The 25302-nt window shown below is 60.4% G+C and carries 17 protein-coding genes; 8 read left to right on the top strand and 9 right to left on the bottom strand.

Annotated elements, in window-relative coordinates:
• The first annotated feature begins 3 nt into the window (after positions 1–3).
• From ACA065_RS07545 to ACA065_RS07510, 8 genes are all read left to right on the top strand, one after another.
• Entirely contained in the window at positions 4–3165 is a 3162-nt protein-coding gene (locus ACA065_RS07545; protein ID WP_497693969.1) for an efflux RND transporter permease subunit, read from the top strand.
• Positions 3162–4619: an AdeC/AdeK/OprM family multidrug efflux complex outer membrane factor gene (gene adeC, locus ACA065_RS07540; protein WP_497693968.1), complete on the top strand. Its 1458-nt coding sequence runs from the start codon at positions 3162–3164 to the stop codon at positions 4617–4619. Before ACA065_RS07545 ends, adeC begins: the two co-directional genes overlap by 4 nt.
• A gap of 1943 nt (positions 4620–6562) precedes the next feature.
• Positions 6563–8260: a molecular chaperone HscC gene (locus ACA065_RS07535; RefSeq protein WP_497693967.1), complete on the top strand. Its 1698-nt coding sequence runs from the start codon at positions 6563–6565 to the stop codon at positions 8258–8260.
• Positions 8261–8271: 11 nt separating this feature from the next.
• Positions 8272–9888, top strand: a complete 1617-nt coding sequence (locus tag ACA065_RS07530) for a J domain-containing protein (protein WP_497693966.1) — start codon at positions 8272–8274, stop codon at positions 9886–9888.
• Between the two features lie 153 nt (positions 9889–10041).
• Positions 10042–11292, top strand: coding sequence for an OprD family porin (locus ACA065_RS07525; RefSeq protein ID WP_497693965.1), 1251 nt, complete (start codon positions 10042–10044; stop codon positions 11290–11292).
• 289 nt (positions 11293–11581) lie between these two features.
• On the top strand, positions 11582–12700 hold the full coding sequence (locus ACA065_RS07520; RefSeq protein ID WP_497693964.1) for a hypothetical protein: 1119 nt from the start codon (positions 11582–11584) through the stop codon (positions 12698–12700).
• 362 nt (positions 12701–13062) lie between these two features.
• Positions 13063–14442 carry a M91 family zinc metallopeptidase gene (locus tag ACA065_RS07515; protein ID WP_497693963.1) on the top strand — a complete coding sequence of 460 codons (1380 nt, stop codon included), beginning with the start codon at positions 13063–13065 and terminating at the stop codon, positions 14440–14442.
• A gap of 149 nt (positions 14443–14591) precedes the next feature.
• On the top strand, positions 14592–15476 hold the full coding sequence (locus tag ACA065_RS07510) for a polysaccharide deacetylase family protein (RefSeq protein WP_497693962.1): 885 nt from the start codon (positions 14592–14594) through the stop codon (positions 15474–15476).
• Between the two features lie 1159 nt (positions 15477–16635).
• Here ACA065_RS07510 and pcaC read toward each other — a convergent pair.
• The 9 genes from pcaC to ACA065_RS07465 all read right to left on the bottom strand — a co-directional run bounded on the left by pcaC (position 16636) and on the right by ACA065_RS07465 (position 25000).
• On the bottom strand, positions 16636–17034 hold the full coding sequence (pcaC, locus tag ACA065_RS07505; protein WP_497693961.1) for a 4-carboxymuconolactone decarboxylase: 399 nt from the start codon (positions 17032–17034) through the stop codon (positions 16636–16638).
• 179 nt (positions 17035–17213) lie between these two features.
• Positions 17214–18005 (bottom strand): 3-oxoadipate enol-lactonase, encoded by a 792-nt coding sequence (gene pcaD, locus ACA065_RS07500; RefSeq protein WP_497693960.1) that lies wholly within the window; start codon positions 18003–18005, stop codon positions 17214–17216.
• A 10-nt stretch (positions 18006–18015) separates the two neighbouring features.
• Complete coding sequence (locus tag ACA065_RS07495) at positions 18016–19380, bottom strand: 3-carboxy-cis,cis-muconate cycloisomerase (RefSeq protein WP_497693959.1); 1365 nt, start codon at positions 19378–19380, stop codon at positions 18016–18018.
• 10 nt (positions 19381–19390) lie between these two features.
• A complete protein-coding gene (locus ACA065_RS07490; protein WP_497693958.1) occupies positions 19391–20686 on the bottom strand; it encodes an MFS family transporter in 1296 nt (431 codons plus the stop codon).
• 188 nt (positions 20687–20874) lie between these two features.
• A complete protein-coding gene (gene pcaG / locus ACA065_RS07485; RefSeq protein ID WP_497693957.1) occupies positions 20875–21441 on the bottom strand; it encodes a protocatechuate 3,4-dioxygenase subunit alpha in 567 nt (188 codons plus the stop codon).
• A gap of 1 nt (position 21442) precedes the next feature.
• Positions 21443–22147 carry a protocatechuate 3,4-dioxygenase subunit beta gene (gene pcaH, locus ACA065_RS07480; RefSeq protein ID WP_395608780.1) on the bottom strand — a complete coding sequence of 235 codons (705 nt, stop codon included), beginning with the start codon at positions 22145–22147 and terminating at the stop codon, positions 21443–21445.
• A gap of 17 nt (positions 22148–22164) precedes the next feature.
• Positions 22165–23367 (bottom strand): 3-oxoadipyl-CoA thiolase, encoded by a 1203-nt coding sequence (gene pcaF, locus ACA065_RS07475; protein ID WP_497695312.1) that lies wholly within the window; start codon positions 23365–23367, stop codon positions 22165–22167.
• Positions 23364–24143, bottom strand: coding sequence for a CoA-transferase subunit beta (locus tag ACA065_RS07470; protein ID WP_497693956.1), 780 nt, complete (start codon positions 24141–24143; stop codon positions 23364–23366). Before ACA065_RS07470 ends, pcaF begins: the two co-directional genes overlap by 4 nt.
• Complete coding sequence (locus tag ACA065_RS07465) at positions 24143–25000, bottom strand: CoA transferase subunit A (protein ID WP_497693955.1); 858 nt, start codon at positions 24998–25000, stop codon at positions 24143–24145. Before ACA065_RS07465 ends, ACA065_RS07470 begins: the two co-directional genes overlap by 1 nt.
• Positions 25001–25302: the final 302 nt, after the last annotated feature.

Genomic DNA, 25302 nt, shown 5'->3' with positions numbered 1-25302 from the left:
CCCATGTCGAAATTTTTTATCGACCGTCCCATTTTTGCCTGGGTAATTGCCCTGGTGATCATGCTGGTCGGGGCACTTTCGATCATGAAGTTGCCCATCAACCAATACCCGGCCATCGCGCCGACCGCCATCGACATCCAGGTGACCTACCCAGGCGCGTCCGCACAAACCGTGCAGGACACCGTGGTGCAGGTGATCGAGCAACAGCTCAACGGTATCGACAACCTGCGTTATGTTTCCTCGGACAGTAACTCCGACGGCAGCATGACCATCACCGTGACGTTCAACCAGGGCACCAACCCGGATATCGCCCAGGTTCAGGTGCAGAACAAGCTGAACCTGGCCACCCCACTGCTGCCGCAAGAAGTGCAGCAGCAGGGTATCCGCGTGACCAAGTCGGTGAAGAACTTCCTGATGGTGATCGGTCTGGTGTCGGAAGACGGCAGCATGACCAAGGACGACCTGTCCAACTACATCGTGTCGAACATCCAGGATCCGATTTCGCGGACCGCAGGTGTGGGTGACTTCCAGGTGTTCGGTTCGCAGTACGCCATGCGTATCTGGCTCGACCCGGGCAAGCTGAACAACTACCAGCTCACGCCGGTGGATGTCAGCACGGCGATCTCCGCGCAGAACGTACAGGTGGCTACCGGCCAACTGGGCGGCCTGCCAGCCCTGCCCGGCACCCAGTTGAACGCCACGATCATTGGCAAGACCCGTCTGCAGACTGCAGAGCAGTTCGGCAATATCCTGATGAAGGTCAATACCGACGGCTCACAGGTACGCCTGAAGGATGTCGCCCGTATTGAGCTCGGTGGTCAGAACTACAGCATCGCTGCGCAGTTCAACGGCAAGCCGGCTTCCGGTATGGCGATCAAGCTGGCTTCGGGCGCCAACGCCCTGGACACCGGCAAGGCCATCCGCGCCACCGTAGCGTCGCTTGAACCGTTCTTCCCACCTGGCATGAAGGCGGTGGTGCCGTATGACACCACCCCGGTGGTGACCGAATCGATCTCCGGTGTAGTTGACACCCTGGTCGAAGCGATCGTGCTGGTGTTCCTGGTGATGTTCCTGTTCCTGCAGAACTTCCGCGCCACCATCATCACTACCATGACCGTACCGGTGGTGCTCTTGGGTACCTTCGGGATCCTGGCCGCGTTCGGTTTCACCATCAACACCCTGACCATGTTCGGCATGATCCTGGCCATCGGCTTGCTGGTGGATGACGCCATCGTCGTGGTGGAGAACGTCGAACGGGTAATGGCTGAGGAACACTTGTCGCCTAAAGAAGCGACGGTCAAGTCCATGGGCCAGATCCAGGGCGCCCTGGTGGGTATTGCGCTGGTACTGTCGGCGGTACTGTTGCCGATGGCGTTCTTCGGTGGCTCCACCGGTGTGATCTACAAACAGTTCTCCATCACCATCGTTTCGGCCATGGCGTTGTCGGTACTGGTTGCGTTGATCTTCACCCCGGCCTTGTGCGCCACCATGCTCAAGCCGATCGACCCGGAAAAACACGGCCAACCCAAGCGTGGTTTCTTCGGCTGGTTCAACCGCACCTTCGACCGTGGCGTACTGAGCTACGAGCGCGGCGTGGGTAACATGATCAAGCACAAGATCCCGGCGTTTCTGGTGTACCTGCTGATCATCGTCGGTATGGTGTGGCTGTTCATGCGCATCCCTGCCGCGTTCCTGCCCGATGAAGACCAGGGCGTGATTTTTGCCCAGGTGCAGACGCCGGTCGGTTCTTCGGCTGAACGTACGCAAAAAGTCATCGACGATATGCGTGCATTCCTGCTCAACGACAAGGAAGGCGAGCCGGGCGAAGGCAAAGGCGTAAAATCGGTGTTTACCGTAAACGGCTTCAACTTCGCCGGTCGTGGCCAAAGCTCGGGCCTGGCCTTTGTGATGCTCAAACCGTGGGACGAGCGTGACGCGTCCAACTCGGTGTTCGAAATCGCCAAGCGCGCCCAAGGCTACTTCATGCAGACCTTCAAGGACGCCATGGTATTTGCCATCGTGCCGCCGTCTGTACTGGAACTGGGTAACGCCACCGGCTTCGACGTGTTCCTGCAAGACCAGGGCGGTGTCGGCCACGATAAATTGATGGCGGCGCGTAACCAGTTCCTCGGTATGGCAGCACAAAGCAAAATTCTGGCAGGCGTGCGCCCCAACGGCGTGAACGATGAGCCGCAGTACGAGCTCACCGTCGACGACGAGAAGGCCAGTGCCCAAGGCATCACCCTGTCGAATATCAACCAGACCCTGGCGATTGCCCTGGGTGGCAGCTACGTCAACGACTTCATCGACCGTGGTCGGGTGAAGAAGGTGTACGTGCAAGGTGATGCTGCCAGCCGCATGTCGCCTGAAGACCTGAACAAATGGTACGTGCGTAGCGACTCCGGGAAGATGGTGCCGTTGTCCGCCATCGCTTCGGGCAAGTGGATCTTCGGTTCGCCGAAACTCTCGCGCTATAACGGTGTAGCGGCGATGGAAGTCCTCGGTACGCCAGCTCCGGGCTACAGTACCGGTGACGCCATGGCCGAAGTCGAGCGTATCGCCAAGCAACTGCCGGCGGGTGTTGGCTATGCGTGGACGGGCCTGTCGTATGAAGAACGTCTGTCCGGCTCCCAGGCGCCTGCGTTGTACGCCTTGTCGCTGCTGGTGGTGTTCCTCTGCCTCGCGGCACTGTACGAAAGCTGGTCGATCCCGATCGCTGTGATCCTGGTAGTGCCGCTGGGGGTTGTGGGTGCGTTGATGGCGACCAGCATGCGCGGGTTGTCCAACGACGTGTTCTTCCAGGTGGGCCTATTGGTGACGGTGGGCTTGGCGGCGAAAAACGCCATCCTGATCGTGGAGTTTGCCAAAGAGCTCCATGAGCAAGGCAAAGGCATCGTCGAGGCGGCCATCGAGGCGTCCCGCATGCGTCTGCGGCCGATCATCATGACCTCCATGGCATTCGTCCTCGGCGTATTGCCACTGGCGATCTCCACCGGCGCAGGCTCGGGCAGCCAGCATGCAATCGGCACCGGCGTAATCGGCGGTATGATCACCGCCACCGTCCTGGCGATCTTCTGGGTGCCACTGTTCTTCGCGACCGTATCGGCCGCGGGTGAGCGTAAAAAGACGGTTACTACTGAAACTCCTAAAGAGGCTGGCCAATGAGCAAGTCGCTACTTTCCCTAGCCGTCACGGCATTCGTGCTCAGTGGCTGCTCGCTGATACCTGACTATCAGCGCCCCGAAGCGCCGGTGGCTGCACAGTTCCCGCAGGGGCCGGCGTATTCGTCGGCCCAGGCGCCGGGCCAGGCCGCTGCCGAGCAGGGCTGGAAGCAGTTTTTCCATGACCCTGCCCTGCAACAGCTGATCCAGACCGCGTTGGTGAACAACCGTGACCTGCGTGTCGCGGCCCTGAACATTGACGCCTACGCGGCGCAGTACCAGATCCAGCGTGCCGACCTGTTCCCGGCCATCTCGGCCACCGGCAGCGGCAGCCGTTCGCGTACCCCGGCCAAGCTGTCGCAGACCGGCGAAGCGGGCATCACCAGCCAGTACTCGGCCGGCCTTGGGATCAGCTCGTATGAGCTGGACCTGTTCGGCCGCGTACGCAGCCTCAGTGAAGAAGCACTGCAAAAGTACTTCGCCACTGAAGAAGCGCGGCGCAGCACCCAGATCAGTTTGGTGGCCAGTGTGGCCAACGCCTACCTGACCTGGCAGGCCGACAAGGAACTGCTCAAGCTGACCCAGGACACCCTGGGCGCGTTTGAACAGAGCTACAAACTGACCTCGCGCAGCAATGAAGTCGGCGTGGCCTCGGCCCTCGACCTCAGCCAGGCGCGTACCTCGGTGGAAAACGCCCGAGTGGCACTGGCGCGCTACACCCGCCAAGTGGCCCAGGACGAAAACAGCCTGACCCTGCTGCTGGGCACCGGCCTGCCGGCGAATATCGCCAGCAAGCCGCTGGCCGATGACCTGCTGAGCGAAGTGCCTGCCGGGTTGCCATCGGACCTGCTGCAACGTCGTCCCGACATTGTGCAGGCCGAATACAACCTCAAGGCCGCCAACGCCAATATCGGCGCGGCGCGTGCAGCGTTCTTCCCGAGCATCAGCCTGACGGCCAGTGCCGGCACCGCCAGCCCAACCTTGGGCGGCCTGTTCAAAGGCGGCTCGGGCACCTGGTCGTTTGCTCCGCAGATCAACATCCCGATCTTCAACGCCGGTAGCCTGCGCGCAAGCCTGGACTACTCGAAGATCCAGAAAGAGATCAACGTGGCCACCTACGAGAAGGCGATCCAGACCGGCTTCCAGGAAGTCTCCGACGGCCTCGCCGCCCGTGAGACCTACAAGCAGCAGTTGGATGCCCAACGTGGCTTCGTCGCCGCCAACCAGGATTACTACCGCCTGGCCGAGCGTCGCTACCGCATTGGTGTCGACAGCAACCTGACGTTCCTCGATGCCCAGCGCCAGCTGTTCAGTGCCCAGCAATCGCTGATCACTGACCGCCTGGCGCAGCTCAACAGCGAGGTCAACCTGTACAAGGCCCTCGGTGGTGGCTGGAACGAGCAGACCGCGAAGAACGAGCCGTTGAAAGAAGAAGCACCGGCACTGAAGTTGTTCTGATCGGGCTGTTGTAGATAAAACCGCTTCCCTCACCGGAAGCGGTTTTTTTTTGCCATTTTATTGGCCGTCGTTGATCAACGCGGGTTCGCTGAGTACATATCCGTTGTTTGGGTGATGGCTGAGATGGGTTCCGCCCTTACGGCGGGTCACTTTTGAAAAGAGCCCAAAAGTAACCAAAAGGCTCTTGCCCCACCACTCGGCACCTCGCCTCCGGCTCGGTGTGCCCTCACGCAGGCTTTGGAGCGGGGGCCGCCGCGATGGGCCATCCTTGGCCCAGCGCGGCTAAACCGGCGTCCTGCCGGTTTACCCCCGCTCCAAAGCCTGCGTTCGGCCAGCGTGGTTAACGGGGCGCCTAAGATCAAAATCAAGATCAAAAGCAAGAGCACGGCGGCCTAGTAGCCGACCTGAGTGGTTAGATCAAAAGCAAACGCGAGGCGGCCTGACAGCCGACCTGTTTACTGAAGCTGTTCTCGGTCAAATTGTGGGAGGGGCGGTGCGACGGTTCGACTTGCTCCCGATGGCGGAGTGTCAGTCAGCTCATTTGTAACTGACCCACCGTATTCGCGAGCAAGCCCGCTCCCACATTTGGAGCTCAGTACATCAGTTAAATGTGTGTACTCGGTCAAATGTGGGAGCTGGCTTGCCTGCGAAGGCATCAACTCGGTGCACCTGATGTACCGAGGTATCTGCATCGCAGGCAAGCCAGCTCCCACAGAAAAGCAGCTCTGCTTTTGATCTGTTCTTGCTGTGCTGCTGCCCTGCGAGTGGTTAGATCAAAAGCGAAAGCGAGGCGGCCTGACAGCCGACCTGATCTTGGAAGCTGAACTCGGTTAAATGTGGGAGGGGCGGTGCGACGGTTCGACTTGCTCCCGATGGCGGTGTGTCAGTCAGCTCATTTATAACTGACCCACCGCATTCGCGAGCAAGCCCGCTCCCACATTTTGAGCTCATTACATTCAGGTAGATGTGTGTACTCGGTCAAAGGTGGGAGCTGGCTTGCCTGCGAAGGCATCAACTGGTAATGCCTGATGTACCGAGGTGTCAGCATCGCAGGCAAGCCAGCTCCCACAGAAAAGCAGCTCTGCTTTTGATCTGTTCTTGCTGTGCTGCTGCCCTGCGAGTGGTTAGATCAAAAGCGAAAGCCAGGCGGCCTGACAGCCGACCTGATCTTGGAAGCTGAACTCAGTCAAATTGTGGGGGGGCGGTGCGACGGTTCGACTTGCTCCCGATGGCGGTGTGTCAGTCAGTTTATTTGTAACTGACACACCGCATTCGCGAGCAAGCCCGCTCCCACATTTGGAGCTCAGTACATTCAGGTAGATGTGTGCACTCGGTCAATGTGGGAGCTGGCTTGCCTGCGAAAGCATCACCTGGGTATGCCTGATGTACCGAGGTGTCTGCATCGCAGGCAAGCCAGCTCCCACAGAAAAACAGATCTGCTTCTGATCTGTTTTTGCTCTGCTGTTGCCCTGCTTTTGCTTCAAACACTCAGGTCGGCTACTAGGCCGCCGTGCTCTGCTTTTGATCTGCTTTTGATTTTGATCTGACAGGCCCCGTTAACCACGATGGCCGCACGTAGGCACGGTGGAGCGGGTAAACCGGCAGGGATGCCGGTTTAGCCGCGCTGGGCCATGGATGGCCCAGCGCGGCGACCCGCGGAACCGGGCCTTCGTTCTGGCATGCCGAGCCTAAGCGAGGCACCGAGTGGTGGGGCAAAGACCTTTTGGTTACTTTTGGCTGGGCCGGCATTCCGGGCGTTTGCCAAAAGTGACCCGCTGTAAGAGCGGAACCCTACGAAGCCGTTACCGCAGCAACGGATATGTACTCATATCTACCAAGCCCCCCCATACAACCCCATCAAGTCTTGCACCTTGCTTTCTGCCAAACCTTTCAGGGTAAAATTGGTAACAGATTCTTACAGACCACAGAGGGAGCTTGTCGTAATGATCGTAGGAATCGACCTGGGGACGACCAACAGCCTGGCCGCCGTCTGGCGCGGCGATGCCGCCAAAATGGTGCCCAATGCCCTTGGCCAGCTGCTGACCCCGAGTGTGGTTGGCCTGGACGACCAAGGCCGCATTCTGGTGGGCCAAGCCGCCAAGGAACGCCTGCACACCCACCCACACCTGACCACGTCGCTGTTCAAGCGCTTCATGGGCAGTGCCACCGAAGTTCGCCTGGGCGACCGCTCGTTCCGTCCCGAAGAACTCTCGGCGTTGGTGCTCAAAAGCCTCAAAGAAGACATCGAGCGCACCTACGGCCAGACCGTCACCGAGGCAGTGATCAGCGTGCCCGCCTACTTCAGCGACGGCCAGCGCAAAGCCACGCGCATCGCCGGTGAACTGGCGGGGCTCAATGTTGAAAAACTCATCAACGAACCCACCGCCGCCGCCTTGGCCTACGGCCTGCACCAGCGTGACAAGGAAACCTCGTTCCTGGTGTTCGACCTCGGCGGCGGCACCTTTGACGTGTCGATCATCGAGCTGTTCGACGGCGTGATGGAAGTGCGCGCCAGCGCCGGCGACAACTTCCTGGGCGGCGAAGACTTCGACACCCTGTTGCTGGAACACTTCGTCGACAGCCAGCGCAACACCCAGGGTTTCCCGCCCACCAGCAGTGTGCTGCAAGCCCTGCGCCGCGAAGCCGAGCGCGTGCGCAAAGCCTTGGGCCAGGATGACAGCGCTGAGTTCGCCCTGCGCGTCGACGGCCAGCAGTGGGTAAACACCATCACTCAAGCCGAACTCGCCAAGCTCTACACACCGCTGTTGGAGCGCCTGCGCGCGCCGATTGAACGCGCCTTGCGCGATGCGCGGATTCGCGTCGGCGACCTGGATGAAATCCTGCTGGTCGGCGGCACCACGCGCATGCCGTTGGTGCGCAAACTGGCGGCCGGTTTGTTCGGGCGCTTCCCGTCCATCAGCCTCGACCCCGACCAGGTGGTCGCCCACGGCGCGGCGATCCAGGCCGCACTCAAGGCCCGTTCGGCGGCGCTGGAAGAGATCGTGCTGACCGACGTCTGCCCCTACACCTTGGGCATCGAAACCTCGAACCAGTACGGCGGCCATATCGAAAGCGGGCATTACCTGCCTCTGATCGAACGCAACAGCAGCGTGCCGGTCAGCCGGGTCAAGAGTGTGGTTACCCTGCACGACGACCAGACCCGCGTGCTGTTGAAAATCTACCAGGGCGAAAGCCGCCTGGTGAAAGACAACATCGAACTGGGCCAACTGGAAATTCCCGTGCCCAAGCGCAAGGCCGGCGAAGTCTCGTTGGACGTGCGCTTCACCTACGACAACAACGGCTTGCTCGAAGCCCAGGTGAACATCCCGCTGACCGGCGAGCAGCATTCGCTGGTGATCGAGAACAACCCTGGCGTGTTGAGCCCGCAAGAGATCCAGCAACGCCTGCAAGCCCTCGCCCTGCTGAAGATTCACCCGCGCGACCAGCAGGTCAACACGGTACTGACCGCCCGCCTCGAACGGCTCTACCAGGAAAACCTCGGCGAGTTGCGCGAGCAGCTCGGGCACTGGGCCGCGCAGTTCCAGCAAGTGCTCGACACCCAGGACGACCGCCGCATCCGTGAGGCGCGCAGCGAGCTGACCCGTCAACTTGAGCAACTCGACAACGGGTTCTGGCGCTGAGAGATAACCACATGGACTGTTGGGCAGTGTTGCAACTGGCGGACGATGCCGACGAGCGCACCCTCAAGCGCACTTACGCGCGGCTGCTGAAAAGCTGCCGCCCGGACGATGACGCCGAGGGTTTCCAGCGCCTGCGCGAAGCCTATGAACAGGCGCTGAATATCGCGCGCTGGCGGGCCGAGAATGACGATGAAGAGGCCCAAGTCATTGAGGCGCCGGTGGCCGAACGGGCCTATGCCGACCGCAATGAATACGCGGAATCTATTGATGTGCGCCCCGTCAGCCCTGCCCCGTTCGAGCCGCCTGCCGAGCAGACGCGCGCGCAGGCGCTGATCAACGGGCTGGGCGTTCACAACCTCGACGAGCGCTGGCAACAGGCCCAACATCAACTGTGCGCCGATGCATTCCAGGCCGCCCTGCTGCGCCACTGTTTCGATGCCCCTGGTGAGCGCGCCACCATTGCCGCCTGGGCGGTGCAGCACCTGGAATGGCTGACGCCCTGGCAACGTGTGGCGATGAACCCCTGGCAACACGAAGCGCTGAGCGGCGAGCTGCTGCAGGCTTATCGCCAGGCGCTGCAGGAACAGCTGGAACAAAAGGCCGAGCGCGAGTTCATCAACCAACTCAAAGCCTACAACCAGCAACCCTGGCTGCGGGTGTTCGACCTGCAGCATCAATGGCAGCGCATCGTCCTGCAATTGCTCCACGACACCCAATGGAGCGTGCCGCTGTTCGAGCGGGTGTGCCAGGCGTTTGGCTGGGATGACCAGAAAGGCGTGCACCCGGAACCGACGTGGATGTGGCGCCAGCTGGTCTCGCGCTGCGAGCAGGAAAGCTTCTTCGCCAACCTGCAAGACAAGGCCCACGACACCCGCCGCACCTCCGCCGATGCCTTGGCGGCGCGCCTGTTGATTACGTTGATGAACGTGAAGGAACAGCACCGCTTGGTCGCAGGTTTTGATGATGCTGCGTGGAATGCCACTCAACACCTGTCTGAAGTGCTGACCTGGCGCTACCCGGCCTTGCTCGAACGCCTGCCGGATCCGCACGTTTTTTTCTGGCGCAAATTCCTGCCGCGTGGGGTGACCCTTGATAGCTGGATCAGAGTCTGGGCCGGATTGGCCCTGGCCAGCGGCCTGGCCTTTCATCAACTCCTCGACACCTCGCTGCCAGCCAAATTCTTTTTGTTCATCCTGCTGACGGTCCTTCCCGCAATCTTCGCCCTGCGCGGTATCCAATTATGGGCCGCGTTCACCTCTCGCCTGATCGTCCAGGACCTGTGGCTCAGCGAACGCCTGTTGCCCAAGCGGCTGAGCATCAACCAGTTCAGGCTAGTGCTACGCCATGGTATTCCCCAATTGGTGTTGCTACTGGTGTTTGGCTACATTCTCGGGGTCATGGGCATGCTGACCTACCTGGGCATGATCCTGATCAGCCTGTTTCACTCGCGGCGAATCGGCAAGGTCAACGAAAATTTCAATGCCAGGATCCCTTGGATCAAAGGGTTGCACTGGGCCTATTGGAGCCCGCTGCAAGTGGTGTTTCTGGTGGCAATGGTGGCTACAACACTCGCCTGCCAGAAATATCTGCCGGCCATCCCGTGGACCAGTTTGAATACGCTGCACTAAGCCCCAGAAATCCGGGCCGGACCTCCTGAGTCCGGCCGTCAACTTGCGTTCGATCATCGCCCACAACCCGCCCTACCCCACTTTCATCGCGCCCGCACCGCCCCGCACCATGGCCGGCACCTGCATAACCCCAATAACAACAGGTCCAACACCATGAGCATTTTCCAACCGCGCCCGCTGTTGCTGGCGACCGCTGTCGCCAGCCTTGCCCTCCCTGTCGTCGCCGAAGAACACGGCTTTCTTGAAGACGCCAGCGCCAACCTCAACCTGCGCAACTTCTTCTTCAACCGCAATTACACCAACCCGACCAAAACCCAGGGCGGCGCGCAGGAGTGGACGCAAAGTTTCATTCTCGACGCCCGGTCCGGCTTCACCCAGGGCACGCTGGGTTTCGGCATGGACGTGCTGGGTTTGTACTCGCAAAAGCTGGATGGCGGGCGCGGCACTGGCGGCACCCAGCTGTTGCCGCTGGACCACGACGGCCGCCCGGCAGATAACTTCGGGCGCCTGGGCGTGGCGTTCAAGGCGCGGTTTTCCAAGACCGAACTGAAGGTGGGCGAGTGGATGCCGGTGCTGCCGATCCTGCGTTCAGACGATGGCCGTTCCCTGCCGCAAACCCTGCGCGGCGGGCAGATCACCTCCAAGGAAATCGCCGGCCTGACCCTCTATGGCGGCCAGTTCCGCGCCAACAGCCCGCGCGACGACAGCAGCATGACGGACATGTCGATGGTCGGGAAAACCGCCTTCACGTCAGACCGCTTCAACTTCCAGGGCGGCGAATACGCCTTCAACGACAAACGCACCCAGATCGGCGTGTGGAACGCCCAGCTCAAGGACATCTACCGCCAGCAGTACGTCAACCTGATCCACAGCCAACCCGTGGGTGACTGGACCCTGGGCGCCAACCTCGGGTTCTTCTACGGCAAGGACGACGGCAGCGCCCGCGCCGGTAGCCTGGACAACAAAACCTGGTCCGGCCTGTTCTCCGCCAAGTATGGCGGCAACACCTTCTACGTCGGCCTGCAAAAACTCACCGGCAACAGCGCGTGGATGCGCGTCAACGGCACCAGCGGCGGCACCCTGGCCAACGACAGTTACAACGCCAGCTACGACAACGCCGAGGAAAAATCCTGGCAAGTGCGCCACGACTACAACTTCGTCGCCCTCGGCATACCGGGCCTGACCTTGATGAACCGCTATATCAGTGGCAGCAACGTGCACACAGGCGCCATCACCGACGGCAAGGAGTGGGGCCGCGAGAGCGAATTGGGCTACACGGTACAGAGCGGCACGTTCAGGGATCTCAACGTGCGGTGGCGCAATTCGAGCATGCGCAGGGACTACAGCAACAATGAATTCGATGAAAACCGCTTGATCATCAGTTACCCGCTTTCTTTACTCTGACCGACCACTAATAGTCGCCATTGACTGGCGGTGTGAATACACCCTCAGCCCATGGCGACCTTTTTTTAGTCACATTGCCTACATGGCTTAAAGACTACACCTCAGCCCTTGCCAAGAACCATTGAAGTATTAGTTCCCCCCTCTAATCATCCATCGAACACCTCCCTGTAAGAATATGAAATAAGCCACGCAGGAACCAAACCTGCAGTCGAACCAACTACAGGGGGCGAGACGGATCCTTACTGTCGAACCAGCGACATTACTCATTTATTAAACAGGGAACGAACACATGACCATCAATGCTTCCGGCAACCCAGTTAATTCAACTTGGCTCTCCTGGCTAAAAACCTTAGAAGAACCTTCAAAAACCGCACCCGCCGCTAAGCCTCAGGATGCTCAGCCCCACACTCAAACGGCGGGCACCGCAGGTGCTGACCGCCGCCGTCAACAGCAGCAGTCCTCCAGCCACCTCACTCAGCACAAATTGAACCAGCCCGCAGCCGGTTCAAATGTGGCCGCCCAGGAAACTGCGATTATTTTTACAAGCCTTGTCGAAGTACCCAGGGCGCCGACGGCCGCCCCGGTGACGCATGAGTTCGATAATGGCAACGTCAAGATAACGTCCTCGCCTCTGCATCAGGGGAATTTCAACGGTATTAATATCCAGCAAAACAAAGTCACCATCGAAACCGGCAACACAGCAGACCTCGTTGAGATCAAGACACTTACCACGGGCGGCGTAGTTGCCGAAATCAATGGAAAAGCTTATTCATTGCCCATCGAAAACATTGGCGCCATGACCGAAAAGCTTGAAATTAAAACCAGCGGTGGCAGTGACCAAGTTACTGTCGCAGACAATATCTGGTTCGAAACTACTGTCAGTCTCAATAACGACCATCGTGTTGCCGGACACAACGGTTATACGTCCGCGCCTGAATCCGCCGGAACCAAAACATTCCTGGCGCCAGGCGTCATTTCGGTCTACTCGCAGATGCGGCCAGAGGGTGATGACTACGCATTTAATCACGGTGATGTAACCATTAAATTCACCCCGAATAAAAACGCACTGCAGTTCGGCGACGGGGTTGTGTACATCCAGACCGGTAAAGAAGCAGATAATGTGCGAATCATGGCGGCTGAAGACGGCTCCATGGTGGCTGATATCAATGGCGAAAAATTCCTGCTGCCGATTAAAAACGACGCGACCGGCCACTCAAGGTTGTTCATCTCCACGCAGGGCGGTGAGGACAAAACCATCATCGACGCCAACGTCAAAAACTATGCGTTTATCCTTCCAGGCGAAGACAAAAATGGCTCGTTGCACAAGGGCGGTGGTTTTGTTTCCAGCGCCGAAGAGCCTCGCCTGGCCCAACGGTACAGGTACCAGAACTACAACCCTGTGTCGTAAATACTGCTCAGCTGTTCACTGACCGCGCACCGGGGGAGCAGACGATTTCAGTACGTCGCAGCTCCCCTATTGGCCGGGACGATCCATTGGTGCCTAACCACGCCACTCTCTGATAACACTTGCAACGCCAGCCACGACTGCAATCGGCCGCCTCAACATCACGGGCCAGCCCCGTTACAGCCGTGCGGTGGATTGATCGCGGCTGTTTTGTCCCAACTTGCTGTAATTAGAGTAGGAAGGTAACCCCTATGAGTTCAGTCACTTCGCCTCATCACACCTTCATGGCGTCACCCCCGCTCCCAGCCAACAGCGGTCAACCCACCCAGCCCTCCGACGCCCCCCGCACTCAGACCTCAAAAAAAATGCTGGTGGATGACGGCTACCTGTATGTCGGGCAGGTGCTGATTGAGGGCTTCAAAAACCCTGAGCGCCCTGAGACGCTAGCCAATATTTTGCTTATCGAAACAGGTGAAGAATCAGACCGGATTCATATCAGCCAACGGCCTGACGGCCAGCTGTATGCACAGATCAACGGTCGCGACTACGCCTTCAATACCTTCGACGGCCGTTCAAACGTTCCGACCTTCCTGCACATCAAAACCTTGGCGGGTAACGACCGTATTACCATCGACCCCACTGTCACCGTGCGTGTGGAGATCGAAGCCGGAGATGGCGACGACATTGTCCAGGCGGGCAGCGGCCACACCAGCATCTATGGCGGGCGCGGCAATGACCATATTCGGCTTGGCAGCGGCATAGGCTATGCAGAAGGCAATGAGGGCGACGACACGATGATGGGGGGCACTGGCCACGCCGTCATGTACGGAAATAGCGGCAAGGACCGCATGTACGCAGGCAGCGGGCCGGCCAGTAAACACAGCCACCTGGATGGCGGCGCCGGCGACGACCAGCTCTACGCGGGCAATGGGCACACAGCACTTAACGGTGGCCTGGGTGACGACCTGATGGTTGGCCACGACCAGACCACTTTTTACACGGGGCCGGGTCGCGACACGATACGGGCCAATGCCATCAAAGCACGTCTCTATGCAAAAGAGACGGATCGCCTGATCGGCGCCCAAGGTTCAACCATCACTGGCGTGACACCAACCGAAGCGGGCCGACAAGCCTTCAAAGTCATGGGGCCACCCGATTTCATTCAGCGGGTCGAAGACGATCTGGAATTACTTCGCACGTCGCCCCAAGGGCAAAAAATGCTGGAAGCTTTGGATAAGGCGGCGGTGCAAAACGGCGGGCCCGTCAACATCGTGCCCTCCGATGGCCCCGGTAATTCCTACGAGTTCTGGAGTACCGAGCTGCAAAAGCTGAAAGATACCCGGCAGCTTGGCGATCAACCGGATGACCCGAAACGCGGTTATATCAAGGATGGAGTGCCGGGTTCGCGGGCGGACAAAGGCACGATTTTCTATAACCCGGCGTCTATCTATGGCACCGACGCCCCGGCTTCGCCGCTGGTCCAGCTCTACCATGAAATGGCGCACGCCTGGAACGGCGCCAATGGCACATTCCAGCCAGGCCCGAGTGAGCCGACCCGTACTCATCCTGAGCGCCCTGGCCCACCCAACGACGAACTGCAGGCCGTGGGCCTGGCGTGCAATGCGGCGCCCTTCAATTTCGACAACGACCCGTCCACCCCTGCGACCGCAACCAACCCCGCCCCATTTACTGAAAACACGCTGAACACGGAAATGGGCAAGCCTCTGCGAACACGCTACGCCTGAAACTGTACCGACGCAGCGACCCGCTGTCGTTAAGACAAGCGGCAGTATTTACTCATGATGACTGGCGCGATCATGCTGTATCGTGCACGCGCCCTTCAGTCGACACATGGAGTTCATCGACACGGATCCCCCCTTTAGCCCAGGCCGCCATGAAATATCTCATTGTCATTTTGTCGATCCTGCTCAGCGGCTGCATCGGCGCGCCGATTGCCCTGACGCCGCAGACCGAACAGCGTTTGCAGGCCCAGGCCCCCATCCGCTTCCTGCTGACGTTCGATGACGGCCCCAGCGCGTCAGGCTATAACAACCCAACCCGCTCCGTGATTGCCGACCTGGCGCACAACCCGGTATTGCCGGGCATCAAGGCGGTGTTCTTCCTGCAAACCGAAGCCTCCCGCTCTGGTGGCAGCCCTCGGGGTCGCAAGACCATGGTGCGTGAATACGCCGCCGGTCACGTGCTGGCCTTCCACACGGCCACCGGGTTTCACACCAACCACCGCTGGCTGAGTGACGCCGAGCTTGAAAGCACCCTCAGCCAAGGCGCAGCGGATATTGCCTCGATCACCGGCGCACCACCCCTGCTGGTTCGCCCGCCGTTCTGGAACTACGACAAGCGCACCTTCGCCGCCTACCAACGCCACGGCATGCACGTATTACTGACTGATTTGAGTGCCAATGACGGCAAGATCTGGGGCTTCAACGGCAGCCCGCGGCGCCGGGCAAATTTGTATCGGCAGTTGTCAGTGGTGCGCGAGCACATTGCCTTGGGCGAGCTGCCGACGGTGGATGGCGTGATACCGGTGGTGGTGACCTTTCATGACATCAACCGCTACACCGCGCGGCACATGCAGGAGTATTTACAAATCCTGATGGACAGTGCCCGGATCAATGGCATGAAGACTGCCGCCGAGCCGTTCTACACCGACCACGCCACGCTGGAACGCGCAGCGATGGCACGGACGGTGAAGGATCTGAATGAAGAGGTGCATCTGCCGGGTGTTTGGAACTGGATCTGGGACGCGGATTCCCAATGATCCAGCAGCAAAAGTAGATCAGCTGTGGGAGCTGGCTTGCCTGAGATCGTCATAGGTATCTATGCAACGCTTTGTGTGGTGCTGAGCTTGTGATGAGTTTAGGTAGATTGAGTACATATCCGTTGCTGCGGTAACGGCCGCTTAGGGTTCCGCTCTTACAGCGGGTCACTTTTGGCAAACGCCCGGAATGCCGGCCCAGCCAAAAGTAACCAAAAGGTCTTTGCCCCACCACTCGGTGCCTCGCCTAGGCTCGGCATGCCCGCACTCCGGCCATCGTGGTTAACGGGGCCTGTCAGATCAAAAGCAGATCAAGATCAAAAGCAAGAGCACAGCGGCCTAGTAGCCGACCTGAGTGGTTGAAGCAAAAGCAGATCAAAAACAGAGCAGAAGCAGAGCTGCTTTTCTGTGGGAGCTGGCTTGCCTGCGATGCAGACACCTCGGTAAATCAGTGAGACACAGTTGATGCCTTCGCAGGCAAGCCAGCTCCCACCTTTGACCGAGTACACACATCTACCTGATGTACTGAGCTCCAAATGTGGGAGCGGGCTTGCTCGCGAATGCGGTGGGTCAGTTAAGAATAAGCTGACTGACACACCGCATTCGCGAGCAAGCCCGCTCCCACAATTAGACCGAGAACAGCTTCAGTAAACAGGTCGGCTGTCAGGCCGCCTTGGCTTTGCTTTTGATTCAACCACTCAGGTCGGCTACTAGGCCGCCGTGCTCTTGCTTTTGATCTTGATTTTGATCTTAGGCGCCCCGTCAACCACGCTGGCCGAACGCAGGCTTTGGAGCGGGGGTAAACCGGCAGGACGCCGGTTTAGCCGCGCTGGGCCAAGGATGGCCCATCGCGGCGGCCCCCGCTCCAAAGCCTGCGTGAGGGCACACCGAGCCACAGCGAGGTGCCGAGTGGTGGGGCAAGAGCCTTTTGGTTACTTTTGGGCTCTTTTCAAAAGTGACCCGCTGTAAGAGCGGAACCAATACCCGCCATCACCCAAACAACGGATATGTACCCAGCGCCCCCCGCCACCACCACAAAACTAAATTCGTAAAAAAGATGTGTAGATACCTATGCTGCGATCGCAGCACCTCGGTTCGACAGATAGACCGAGTTGCCTGTATCGCAGGCAAGCCAGTTCCCACATTTGAACGCGTTTCACCTTCAGCTCTGTTGGCGAGACTCTACACCCAACTCATCCCACACCGACTCCGCCAGGTGAAACGTCGCATTTGCCGCCGGAATCCCACAATAGATCGCGCTCTGCATCAGCACTTCCTTGATCTCGGCGCGGGTCACGCCATTGCTCGCGGCGGCGCGCAGGTGCAATTTCAACTCTTCACTGCGGTTCATGCCGATCAACATCGCGATGGTGATCAGGCTGCGGGTGTGCCGAGGCAGGCCAGGGCGGGTCCAGATATCACCCCAGGCGTGGCGGGTGATCATTTCCTGGAACTCGTTGTTGAACTCGGTCAGGGCGTTGAGGCTGCGGTCGACATGCGCGTCGCCCAGCACTTCACGGCGCACTTGCAGGCCGTCGGCATAACGTTGTTTCTCGTCCACAAAAAGCTCCTTAGCGTACACGGCCCGGAGAACGACACGTACCTTGTGGCAAGGGAGCTTGCTCCCGTTGGGCTGCGCAGCAGCCCCAGCCAGGTCAGCGCATTCTTACCGGAAAAGTTGAGTGGCAGGGTTTGGGACTGCTTCGCAGCCCAACGGGAGCAAGCTCGCTCGCCACGCGTCTATTCGGCCAGCAGGAACGCCAATACACGGCGGCTGAACTCAGCCCCCGCCTGGACGTTGGACAGGTGGGCCGCATAGAACTCGGCGTACTCGGCGCCCTTCACATGGTTTTGGATAAAGTGGCCACCGGCTGGCGGCGTGACGGCATCTTCAGTACCGGCAATCACCAATGTCGGCACCTTGATCGAGGCCAGTTGCGCACGCAAATCCGCATCACGCACCGCTGCACAGTTGGCGGCGTAACCCTGGGGCGAGGTAGCCGCCAGCATGTCGGTAATCTGCTTGGCCTGGTGCGGGTTGGCGGCGGCAAAATCGGCGGTGAACCAGCGTGCAATCGACGCATCACGCAGCGCCACCATGGCTGCCGGGCCATCGCGCAAGACCATCTCGATACGCGGGTTCCAGACATCCGGCGTGCCGATCTTGGCGGCGGTGTTGCACACCACCAGCCGCTGCAAACGATCACCGGCATGGATGCCCAACCATTGCCCGATCAGGCCGCCCATGGACAGACCGCAGAAATGCGCACGCTGGATATCCAGTGCATCCAGCAGCGCGATCACGTCGCCGCCCAGTTGCTCAATGCTGTACGGCCCCTCGGTGACCAAGGACTTGCCGTGGCCACGGGTGTCGAAACGCAACACGCGAAAATGCTCGGTGAAGGCCGGGATCTGGATATCCCACATATGCAGGTCGGTGCCCAGGGAGTTGGACAGCACCAACACCGGCGCCTCCACAGGCCCATCCAATTGGTAATGCAGTTCGCCCTCGGCGAGTTGTACAAAGGCCACAGCGGTCTCCTTACGCGGTCAATGCAAAATGGTCGGCCACCGCGCGGGTGACCCAGGTGCGGGCCTGGCCCAGGTAGTGAGCCGGGTCGAGCAGGCGGTCGAGTTCAGCCGCTGACAGCTCGGCAGTGACGTGCGGTTCGTCTGCGAGCACCGCGCGCAGATGGCGCCCGTCTGCGACGGCGCGTTTGCAGCATTGCTCCAACAGATGGTGCGCAGTGTCGCGGCCCAGGCGTTGGGCAAGCACGGTGCTGACGGCTTCAGCCAGCACCAGACCTTGGGTCAAATCGAGATTGCGCGCCATGCGCTCAGCGTCGACTTCCAGCCCCTTGCTCACCAGCAGGGCGTGTTTCAAGGCACCGGACACCAACCGGCAAATCTCGGGCAAGGTTTCCCATTCGGCGTGCCACAGGCCCAGGCTGCGCTCGTGCTCCTGAGGCATGGCGCTGAACATCGTCGCGACCAACCCTGGCACACGGGTCGCCGCGCTGATCAACACCGCGGCGCCTACTGGATTGCGTTTGTGCGGCATGGTCGACGAACCGCCCTTGCCGGGTGCCGATGGCTCGAACACTTCCGCCGCTTCGGTCTGCATCAACAGGCTGATATCGCGACCGACTTTACCGAGGCTGCCGGCGATCAGGCCGAGCACACTGGCAAATTCCACCAGCCGATCACGTTGGGTGTGCCAGGGTTGCTCGGGCAAGCTCAGTTGCAACTCGGCCGCCAAGGCTTCGGCCACCGGCATCGCGTGTTCGCCCAGCGCCGCCAGGGTGCCGGACGCGCCGCCGAATTGCAGCACCAGCAAGCGTGGCTTCAGCTCGGCAAGGCGCTGACGGCCGCGCGTCACCGCCCCCAGCCAACCGGCGATTTTCATCCCCAGCGTCACCGGCGTCGCGTGCTGTAACCACGTGCGCCCGGCCAACGGCACGCCCGCATAACGCTGGGCCTGCACGGCAAGCACTTCACCCAACTGCACCAAGTCGGCTTCGATCAACACCAGCGCGCGGCGCAGTTGCAGGACCAGCCCGGTGTCCATCACGTCCTGGCTGGTCGCCCCCAGATGCACATAACGTTCGGCGTCGGCGTCTTCACTGGCGATCAATTTGCCCAGCGCTTTCACCAACGGAATCGCCGAATTGCCCGCCGTGGCAATCGCCACGCCGAGCGCATCCACATCGTACAAAGACGCCAGGCAGGCCTGGGCAATCGGCGCAACGGCGGCCTGGGGGATCAGCCCGACTTGAGCTTCGGCCCGGGCCAGCCCCGCTTCGAAATCCAGCATGCCCTGCAGGCGTCCCTGGTCGCAGAACACCTCGGCCATGCTGTCAGCGGTGAAGTAAGCGTCGAACAGTTGATTGCTCGTGCGCAGTGTCATAATTCATCCCTTACAGATCGTGGTGCAGGTACGCCGCCTCTTTCGGCAGGCGCAAGCTGAACAGGAAGGCCACCGCCATCATCACGGTGACGTACCAATAGAAGGCGTTTTCCAGGCCGATGGATTTGAGGCTCAACGCGACGACTTCCGCCGAGCCGCCAAACACCGCATTCGCTACCGCGTAGGCCAGGCCCACACCCAACGCGCGCACCTGAGGCGGGAACATCTCCGCTTTGACCAGGCCGCTGATGGAGGTGTAGAAGCTGACGATCGCCAAGGCCAGGGTGATCAGCACAAAGGCCAGGAACGGACTGCTGACGGTTTTCAAGGTCAGCAGGATCGGCACCGTGCACAGGGTGCCCAGCGCGCCGAACCACAGCATGGAATTACGCCGCCCAATCTTGTCCGCCAACATGCCGAACAACGGCTGCATGCACATGTAGAGGAACAGCGCGCCGGTCATGATGTAGCTGGCCGTCTTGGCATGCATCCCGGCCGTGTTCACCAGGTACTTCTGCATGTAAGTGGTGAAGGTGTAGAAAATCAGCGAACCGCCAGCGGTGTAGCCGAGCACCGTGATAAAGGCGGCCGTGTGATTGCGCAACAGTGCGCGAATGCTCCCGGCGTCTTTGTGTTCGCGCATTTCCTTGGTGGTGGTCTCTTTCAAGGTGCGGCGCAGCAGTAGAGAGATGAGCGCCGCGACGGCACCGATCAGAAACGGGATCCGCCAGCCCCAGGCCCGCAGTTCGTCTTCGCTGAGAAATTGCTGCAGGATCACCACCACCAGCACCGCGAGCAACTGCCCGCCGATCAAGGTCACGTACTGGAACGAGGCAAAGAACCCACGCTGGCCCTTCAGGGCCACTTCACTCATATACGTGGCGGTGGTGCCGTACTCGCCGCCTACCGACAAGCCCTGAAACAGGCGCGCCAGCAACAGCAGGGCCGGTGCCCAGATCCCAATGTCCTTATAGGTCGGCAAAAACCCGATGACCAACGAACCGGCGCACATCATCAGCACCGAGATCATCATCGAGTTTTTACGGCCATGCTTGTCGGCCACCCGCCCGAATACCCAGCTGCCAATAGGCCGCATCAGGAACCCGGCAGCGAACACCCCGGCGGTGCTGAGCAGTTGTACGGTGGGACTTTCGGACGGGAAAAACGCCGGGGCAAAGTAAATGGCGCAGAAGGCGTAGACGTAGAAGTCGAACCATTCGACGAGGTTGCCGGAGGACGCACCGACAATCGCAAAAATCCGTTTGCTGCGTTCTTCTCCGGTGTAGTGAATCGTTTTTGTTGTCATGTTTTTTCACTCAGTGGGAACGGTTATAGCCTAGACATACTTTGCAACAACCATGTTCCGCAAGCAGACTTTTGATGATCGTTCCCACGCTCTGCGTTGGAATGCCTCTTGTGACGCTCTGCGTCACGCTTTGGGACGCAGCGCGTTCCTGGCTGCATGCCCACGCGGAGCGTGGGAACGATCGGGTATCAATAGTCGAAAAACACCGTTTCTTTATCTGTGCCCTGCAAAATCACATTCCACTGATACACACCGCCCGCATCCGTCTTGGCAATCAAGGTGCTGCGCCGTTCAGTTGGCACACACGCCAGCAACGGGTCGTCACCATTCAACGCCTCACCGTCAAAATAAACCCGCGTGAGCAAGTGCTTCACCAACCCACGCGCAAATACCAGCACCACCAGATGCGGCGCCTGGGTTGTGCCTTTCAGCCCCGGCACACTGCCCGGCTTGATGGTGGTAAAGCGAAACCGCCCTTCGGCATCCACCGGCACCCGGCCAAAGCCTTCGAAGTTGGGGTCGACGGCTTTGTCCTGTTCATCTTCCGGGTGGTCGTACTTGCCGGCCGCATTGGCCTGCCAGACTTCGAGCATGGCGTCGTTGACGACATCACCGTTGCCGTCCACCACTTGCCCGCTGATGGCCACGCGCTCACCCAGGGTGGCGGGCACAGTCAGGTCTTCGCGGTTCAGCCAGGTCAGGCCAATGTGGTAATACGGCCCGACGGTGTGGGACGTGGTCGCGTAAAGGCTCATCTCATTTCTCCATCGGCGTGGCGTCGCGGCCGCGCAGGACGATGTCCCAGCGGTAGCCGAGGGCATAGGAAGGAATGGTTTTTTCCAGATCAAAACTGGCGATCAGGCGCTGCTTGGCCGAGGTGTCCGGCACGCAGTTGTAGATCGGGTCATATTCCAGCAACGGGTCGCCAGGGAAGTACATCTGTGTGACCAAGCGCGTCAGCACGCTTGGGCCGAACAGTGAAAAGTGGATATGCGCCGGGCGCCACGCGTTGTGGTGGTTGCCCCACGGGTAGGCACCAGGCTTGATGGTCTGGAACTGATACCAGCCATCGGCGTCGGTGACCGTGCGGCCGGTGCCGGTGAAGTTCGGGTCCAGCGGCGCGTCATGCAGGTCACGCTTGTGGTTGTAGCGGCCGGCGGCGTTAGCCTGCCAGATCTCCACCAGAATGCCCGGCACCGGCAGGCCGTTTTCATCCAGCACGCGGCCATGAATGATGATGCGCTCACCCTGTGGCTCGCCCTCGTGCTGGGCAGTCAGGTCGTTGTCTTTCTCATCGACGCGCTCGGCGCCGATGGTCGGGCCGGTGATTTCCGACAGGGAATGCGGCAGAAACACCAACGGCTGGGACGGCGAACGCAGGTTCGTCGACTGGTAGGCCGGGTGCAGGTAATCAGGTTGAGTGCCCGCTTGCGGGCGCCGGTAACCGGGCTTGTCACTCATGGAGCAATCCTCTCTTGTTAGATGCGTTCAATCGCCAGGGCCAGGCCTTGGCCGACGCCCACACACATGGTCGCCAGGCCTTTGCGGCCGCCGGTTTTTTCCAACTGGTGCAAGGCCGTCAACACCAACCGCGCGCCGCTCATGCCCAGCGGGTGGCCGAGGGCGATGGCGCCGCCGTTCGGGTTCACCTGCGGGGCGTCGTCGGCGATACCCAACTCACGCAGCACCGCCAGGCCTTGGCTGGCGAAGGCTTCGTTGAGTTCAATGACGTCAAAGTCGGTGACCGCCAAACCGAGGCGCTCCACCAGTTTGCGCACCGCCGGCACCGGGCCAATGCCCATTACACGCGGGGCGACACCGGCGCTGGCCATGCCCAGTACGCGCGCGCGGGCGGTCAGGCCGTGTTTTTTTACCGCGTCGGCGCTGGCCAGTATCAGTGCTGCCGCGCCATCGTTCACGCCAGAAGCATTACCGGCGGTAACGGTCTTGTCCGGGCCATTGACCGGTTTGAGTTTGGCCAGGGCTTCCAGAGTGGTGTCGCGTGGATGCTCATCATGTTCCACCACGGTCTCGCCTTTTTTATGCGCGACGCGCACCGGCACGATTTCTTCAGCGAAGAACCCGGCAGCCTGCGCGGCGGCAGTGCGTTGCTGGCTGCGCAGCGCGAAGGCGTCCTGGTCGGCGCGCGACACGTTGTAGTCGTCGGCGACGTTATCGGCGGTCTGCGGCATCGCGTCCACGCCATACTGGGCCTTCATCAACGGGTTGATAAAACGCCAGCCGATGGTGGTGTCCTCAAGCTTCATATTGCGCGAAAACGCCGCATCGGCCTTGCCCATCACGAATGGCGCGCGGGACATCGACTCAACGCCACCGGCAATCGCCAGCTCCATTTCGCCACTGGCGATGGCGCGAAAGGCGGTGCCGATGGCGTCCATGCCCGAGGCGCACAGGCGGTTGAGGGTCACGCCGGGAATGCTTTGCGGCAGGCCCGCCAGCAACAGCGCCATGCGCGCGACGTTACGGTTGTCTTCGCCGGCCTGGTTGGCACAGCCGAGGAATACTTCGTCGACGGCGCTCCAATCCACCGAAGGGTTGCGCTCGATCAGCGCCTTGATCGGCAAGGCCGCCAAGTCATCGGCGCGCACCGTGGACAAACCACCGCCAAACCGACCGATGGGCGTGCGGATGGCATCACAGATAAATACGTCGCGCATCAGGCTTCTCCTGGCGCTTGGCCGTGGGCGGCGGCGGTGCGGGCTTCGAGATCACGCAGGGCCGTCAGTTCGATGTCAGTCGGTTCGTCGGTCGTGCTGACGTGGTCCGCAAACCGAATCGCCCAACCGGTGGCCGCGACCACTTGCTCGCGGGTGACGCCGGGGTGCAGCGCGGTGACCACGAATTCATGGCTGCCCGCTTCCGGTTCCATGATGCACAGGTCGGTAATAATCCCTACGGGACCTGCGCCCGGCAGGCCCAGGCGTTTACGAGAGTCACCGCCTTCGCCGTGGCCGACCGAGGTGATGAAGTCGAGCTTGTCGACAAACGAACGCGCCGACTGCTTGAGGATGATCAGCACGCTCTTGGCCGAGCCGGCAATCTCCGGCGCGCCACCGGCACCCGGCAGGCGCACTTTGGGCTGGTGGTAATCACCGACCACGGTGGTGTTGATATTGCCGAAACGGTCAACCTGGGCGGCGCCGAGAAAACCGACGTCGATGCGCCCGCCCTGCAGCCAGTAGCGAAAAATCTCACCGGTTGGCACCACGGTGTCGGCGGTTTCGGCCAGCTCGCCGTCGCCGATGGACAGCGGCAGTACGCTGGGCTTGGCACCAATCGGGCCGGACTCGTAGATCAGCACCACATCCGGCGATGAGGTCAGGCGCGCCAGGTTGGCGGCCTTGGAGGGCAAGCCGATGCCGACGAAGCACACTGAGCCGTTCTTGAGGCGGCGCGCGGCGGCGACGGTCATCATTTCATTGGTCGAGTAAGCCATTACTTGGCCTCCTGCGCGGTGGCCAGTTTGGCCTGGAATTCACTGAAGTCGGCGGTGCCGTAGATGTATTCGTCGATCCAGGCGGTAAAGGTCCCACGGTCGCGGGCGATTGGGTCCCACGCCTGGTAGAAGCGGTTATCGCGCTCGTTATAGCCCTGGGCGTAGGACGGGTGCGCGCCACCGGGAACATGGCACACCGCCGTCAAGGCCCAGGTTGGCAATACGCAGCTGTTCATCGGTGCGTTCAGGTCATCGACGATTTCTTCGACGGTGACGATGCAACGCTTGGCTGCCAACGCCGCTTCCTTCTGCACACCGAGAATGCCCCAGAGCAGCACGTTGCCCTTGCGATCGGCCTTTTGGGCGTGGATCACGGTGACGTCCGGGCGTACCGACGGCACCGCCGCCAGCACTTCGCCGGTGAACGGGCAGGTCACGGTTTTGATCAGCGGGTTGACCTTGGGCAAGTCAGAACCGGCGTACGCACGCAACACCGCAAACGGCAGGCCCGATGCACCGGCGACGTAGGCATTCGCCAGGTCGGCGTGGCTGTGTTCTTCGATCTCCAGCGGTTGCGGCCACTGTTTCTCGACCGCGTCGCGCAGGCGGTGCAAGGAGCCCACGCCGGGGTTGCCGCCCCAGGAGAAAATCAACTTGCGCGCGCAACCGGCGCCGATCAACTGGTCGTAGATCAGGTCAGGTGTCATACGCACCAGTGTCAGGTCTTTCTTGCCCTGACGGATGATTTCATGACCCGCTGCTGTAGGGATCAGATGAGTGAAGCCTTCCAGTGCGACGGTATCGCCGTCGTTCACGAATTGCTTCACCGCGTCACGCAGCGCAAGAATTTCAGCCATGGGGTTCGGGCTCCCGGTGTTGATCGAAAAAGGCGCTGAGGTGGCGCCGAAGTGCTTGAAGATTAAGCTGGGGAAAGGGGGCGAACAATCCGATAATCGACTCAGTGTTCGATTATCGAACGAATTGTTGTCTAGCTAATCTTTTGTGCAAATCACCCAGACTCAACCGGCAAGGTCAATTTGGAAGCTGGCTTGTGTGGAAGCGGGCTTGCTCGCGAAGGCGGTGGATCAGCCAATATTTCCGTTAACTGGCATACCGCTTTCGCGAGCAAGCCCGCTCCCACACGAACCCTGCTGCCACA

It is taken from the genome of Pseudomonas sp. LBUM1640 (assembly GCF_059716225.1).
Note: the sequence above shows the minus strand (reverse complement) of the source record. Positions and strands in the feature narration are given on the sequence as shown.

What these genes read in the sequence shown, in the direction of transcription:
- ACA065_RS07545 (WP_497693969.1), top strand. Translation starts at nt 4, where the DNA reads ATGTCGAAATTTTTTATCGACCGTCCCATTTTTGCCTGGGTAATTGCC.
- adeC (WP_497693968.1), top strand. Translation starts at nt 3,162, where the DNA reads ATGAGCAAGTCGCTACTTTCCCTAGCCGTCACGGCATTCGTGCTCAGT.
- ACA065_RS07535 (WP_497693967.1), top strand. Translation starts at nt 6,563, where the DNA reads ATGATCGTAGGAATCGACCTGGGGACGACCAACAGCCTGGCCGCCGTC.
- ACA065_RS07530 (WP_497693966.1), top strand. Translation starts at nt 8,272, where the DNA reads ATGGACTGTTGGGCAGTGTTGCAACTGGCGGACGATGCCGACGAGCGC.
- ACA065_RS07525 (WP_497693965.1), top strand. Translation starts at nt 10,042, where the DNA reads ATGAGCATTTTCCAACCGCGCCCGCTGTTGCTGGCGACCGCTGTCGCC.
- ACA065_RS07520 (WP_497693964.1), top strand. Translation starts at nt 11,582, where the DNA reads ATGACCATCAATGCTTCCGGCAACCCAGTTAATTCAACTTGGCTCTCC.
- ACA065_RS07515 (WP_497693963.1), top strand. Translation starts at nt 13,063, where the DNA reads ATGCTGGTGGATGACGGCTACCTGTATGTCGGGCAGGTGCTGATTGAG.
- ACA065_RS07510 (WP_497693962.1), top strand. Translation starts at nt 14,592, where the DNA reads ATGAAATATCTCATTGTCATTTTGTCGATCCTGCTCAGCGGCTGCATC.
- ACA065_RS07495 (WP_497693959.1), bottom strand. Translation starts at nt 19,380, where the DNA reads ATGACACTGCGCACGAGCAATCAACTGTTCGACGCTTACTTCACCGCT.
- ACA065_RS07490 (WP_497693958.1), bottom strand. Translation starts at nt 20,686, where the DNA reads ATGACAACAAAAACGATTCACTACACCGGAGAAGAACGCAGCAAACGG.
- pcaG (WP_497693957.1), bottom strand. Translation starts at nt 21,441, where the DNA reads ATGAGCCTTTACGCGACCACGTCCCACACCGTCGGGCCGTATTACCAC.
- pcaH (WP_395608780.1), bottom strand. Translation starts at nt 22,147, where the DNA reads ATGAGTGACAAGCCCGGTTACCGGCGCCCGCAAGCGGGCACTCAACCT.
- ACA065_RS07470 (WP_497693956.1), bottom strand. Translation starts at nt 24,143, where the DNA reads ATGGCTTACTCGACCAATGAAATGATGACCGTCGCCGCCGCGCGCCGC.
- ACA065_RS07465 (WP_497693955.1), bottom strand. Translation starts at nt 25,000, where the DNA reads ATGGCTGAAATTCTTGCGCTGCGTGACGCGGTGAAGCAATTCGTGAAC.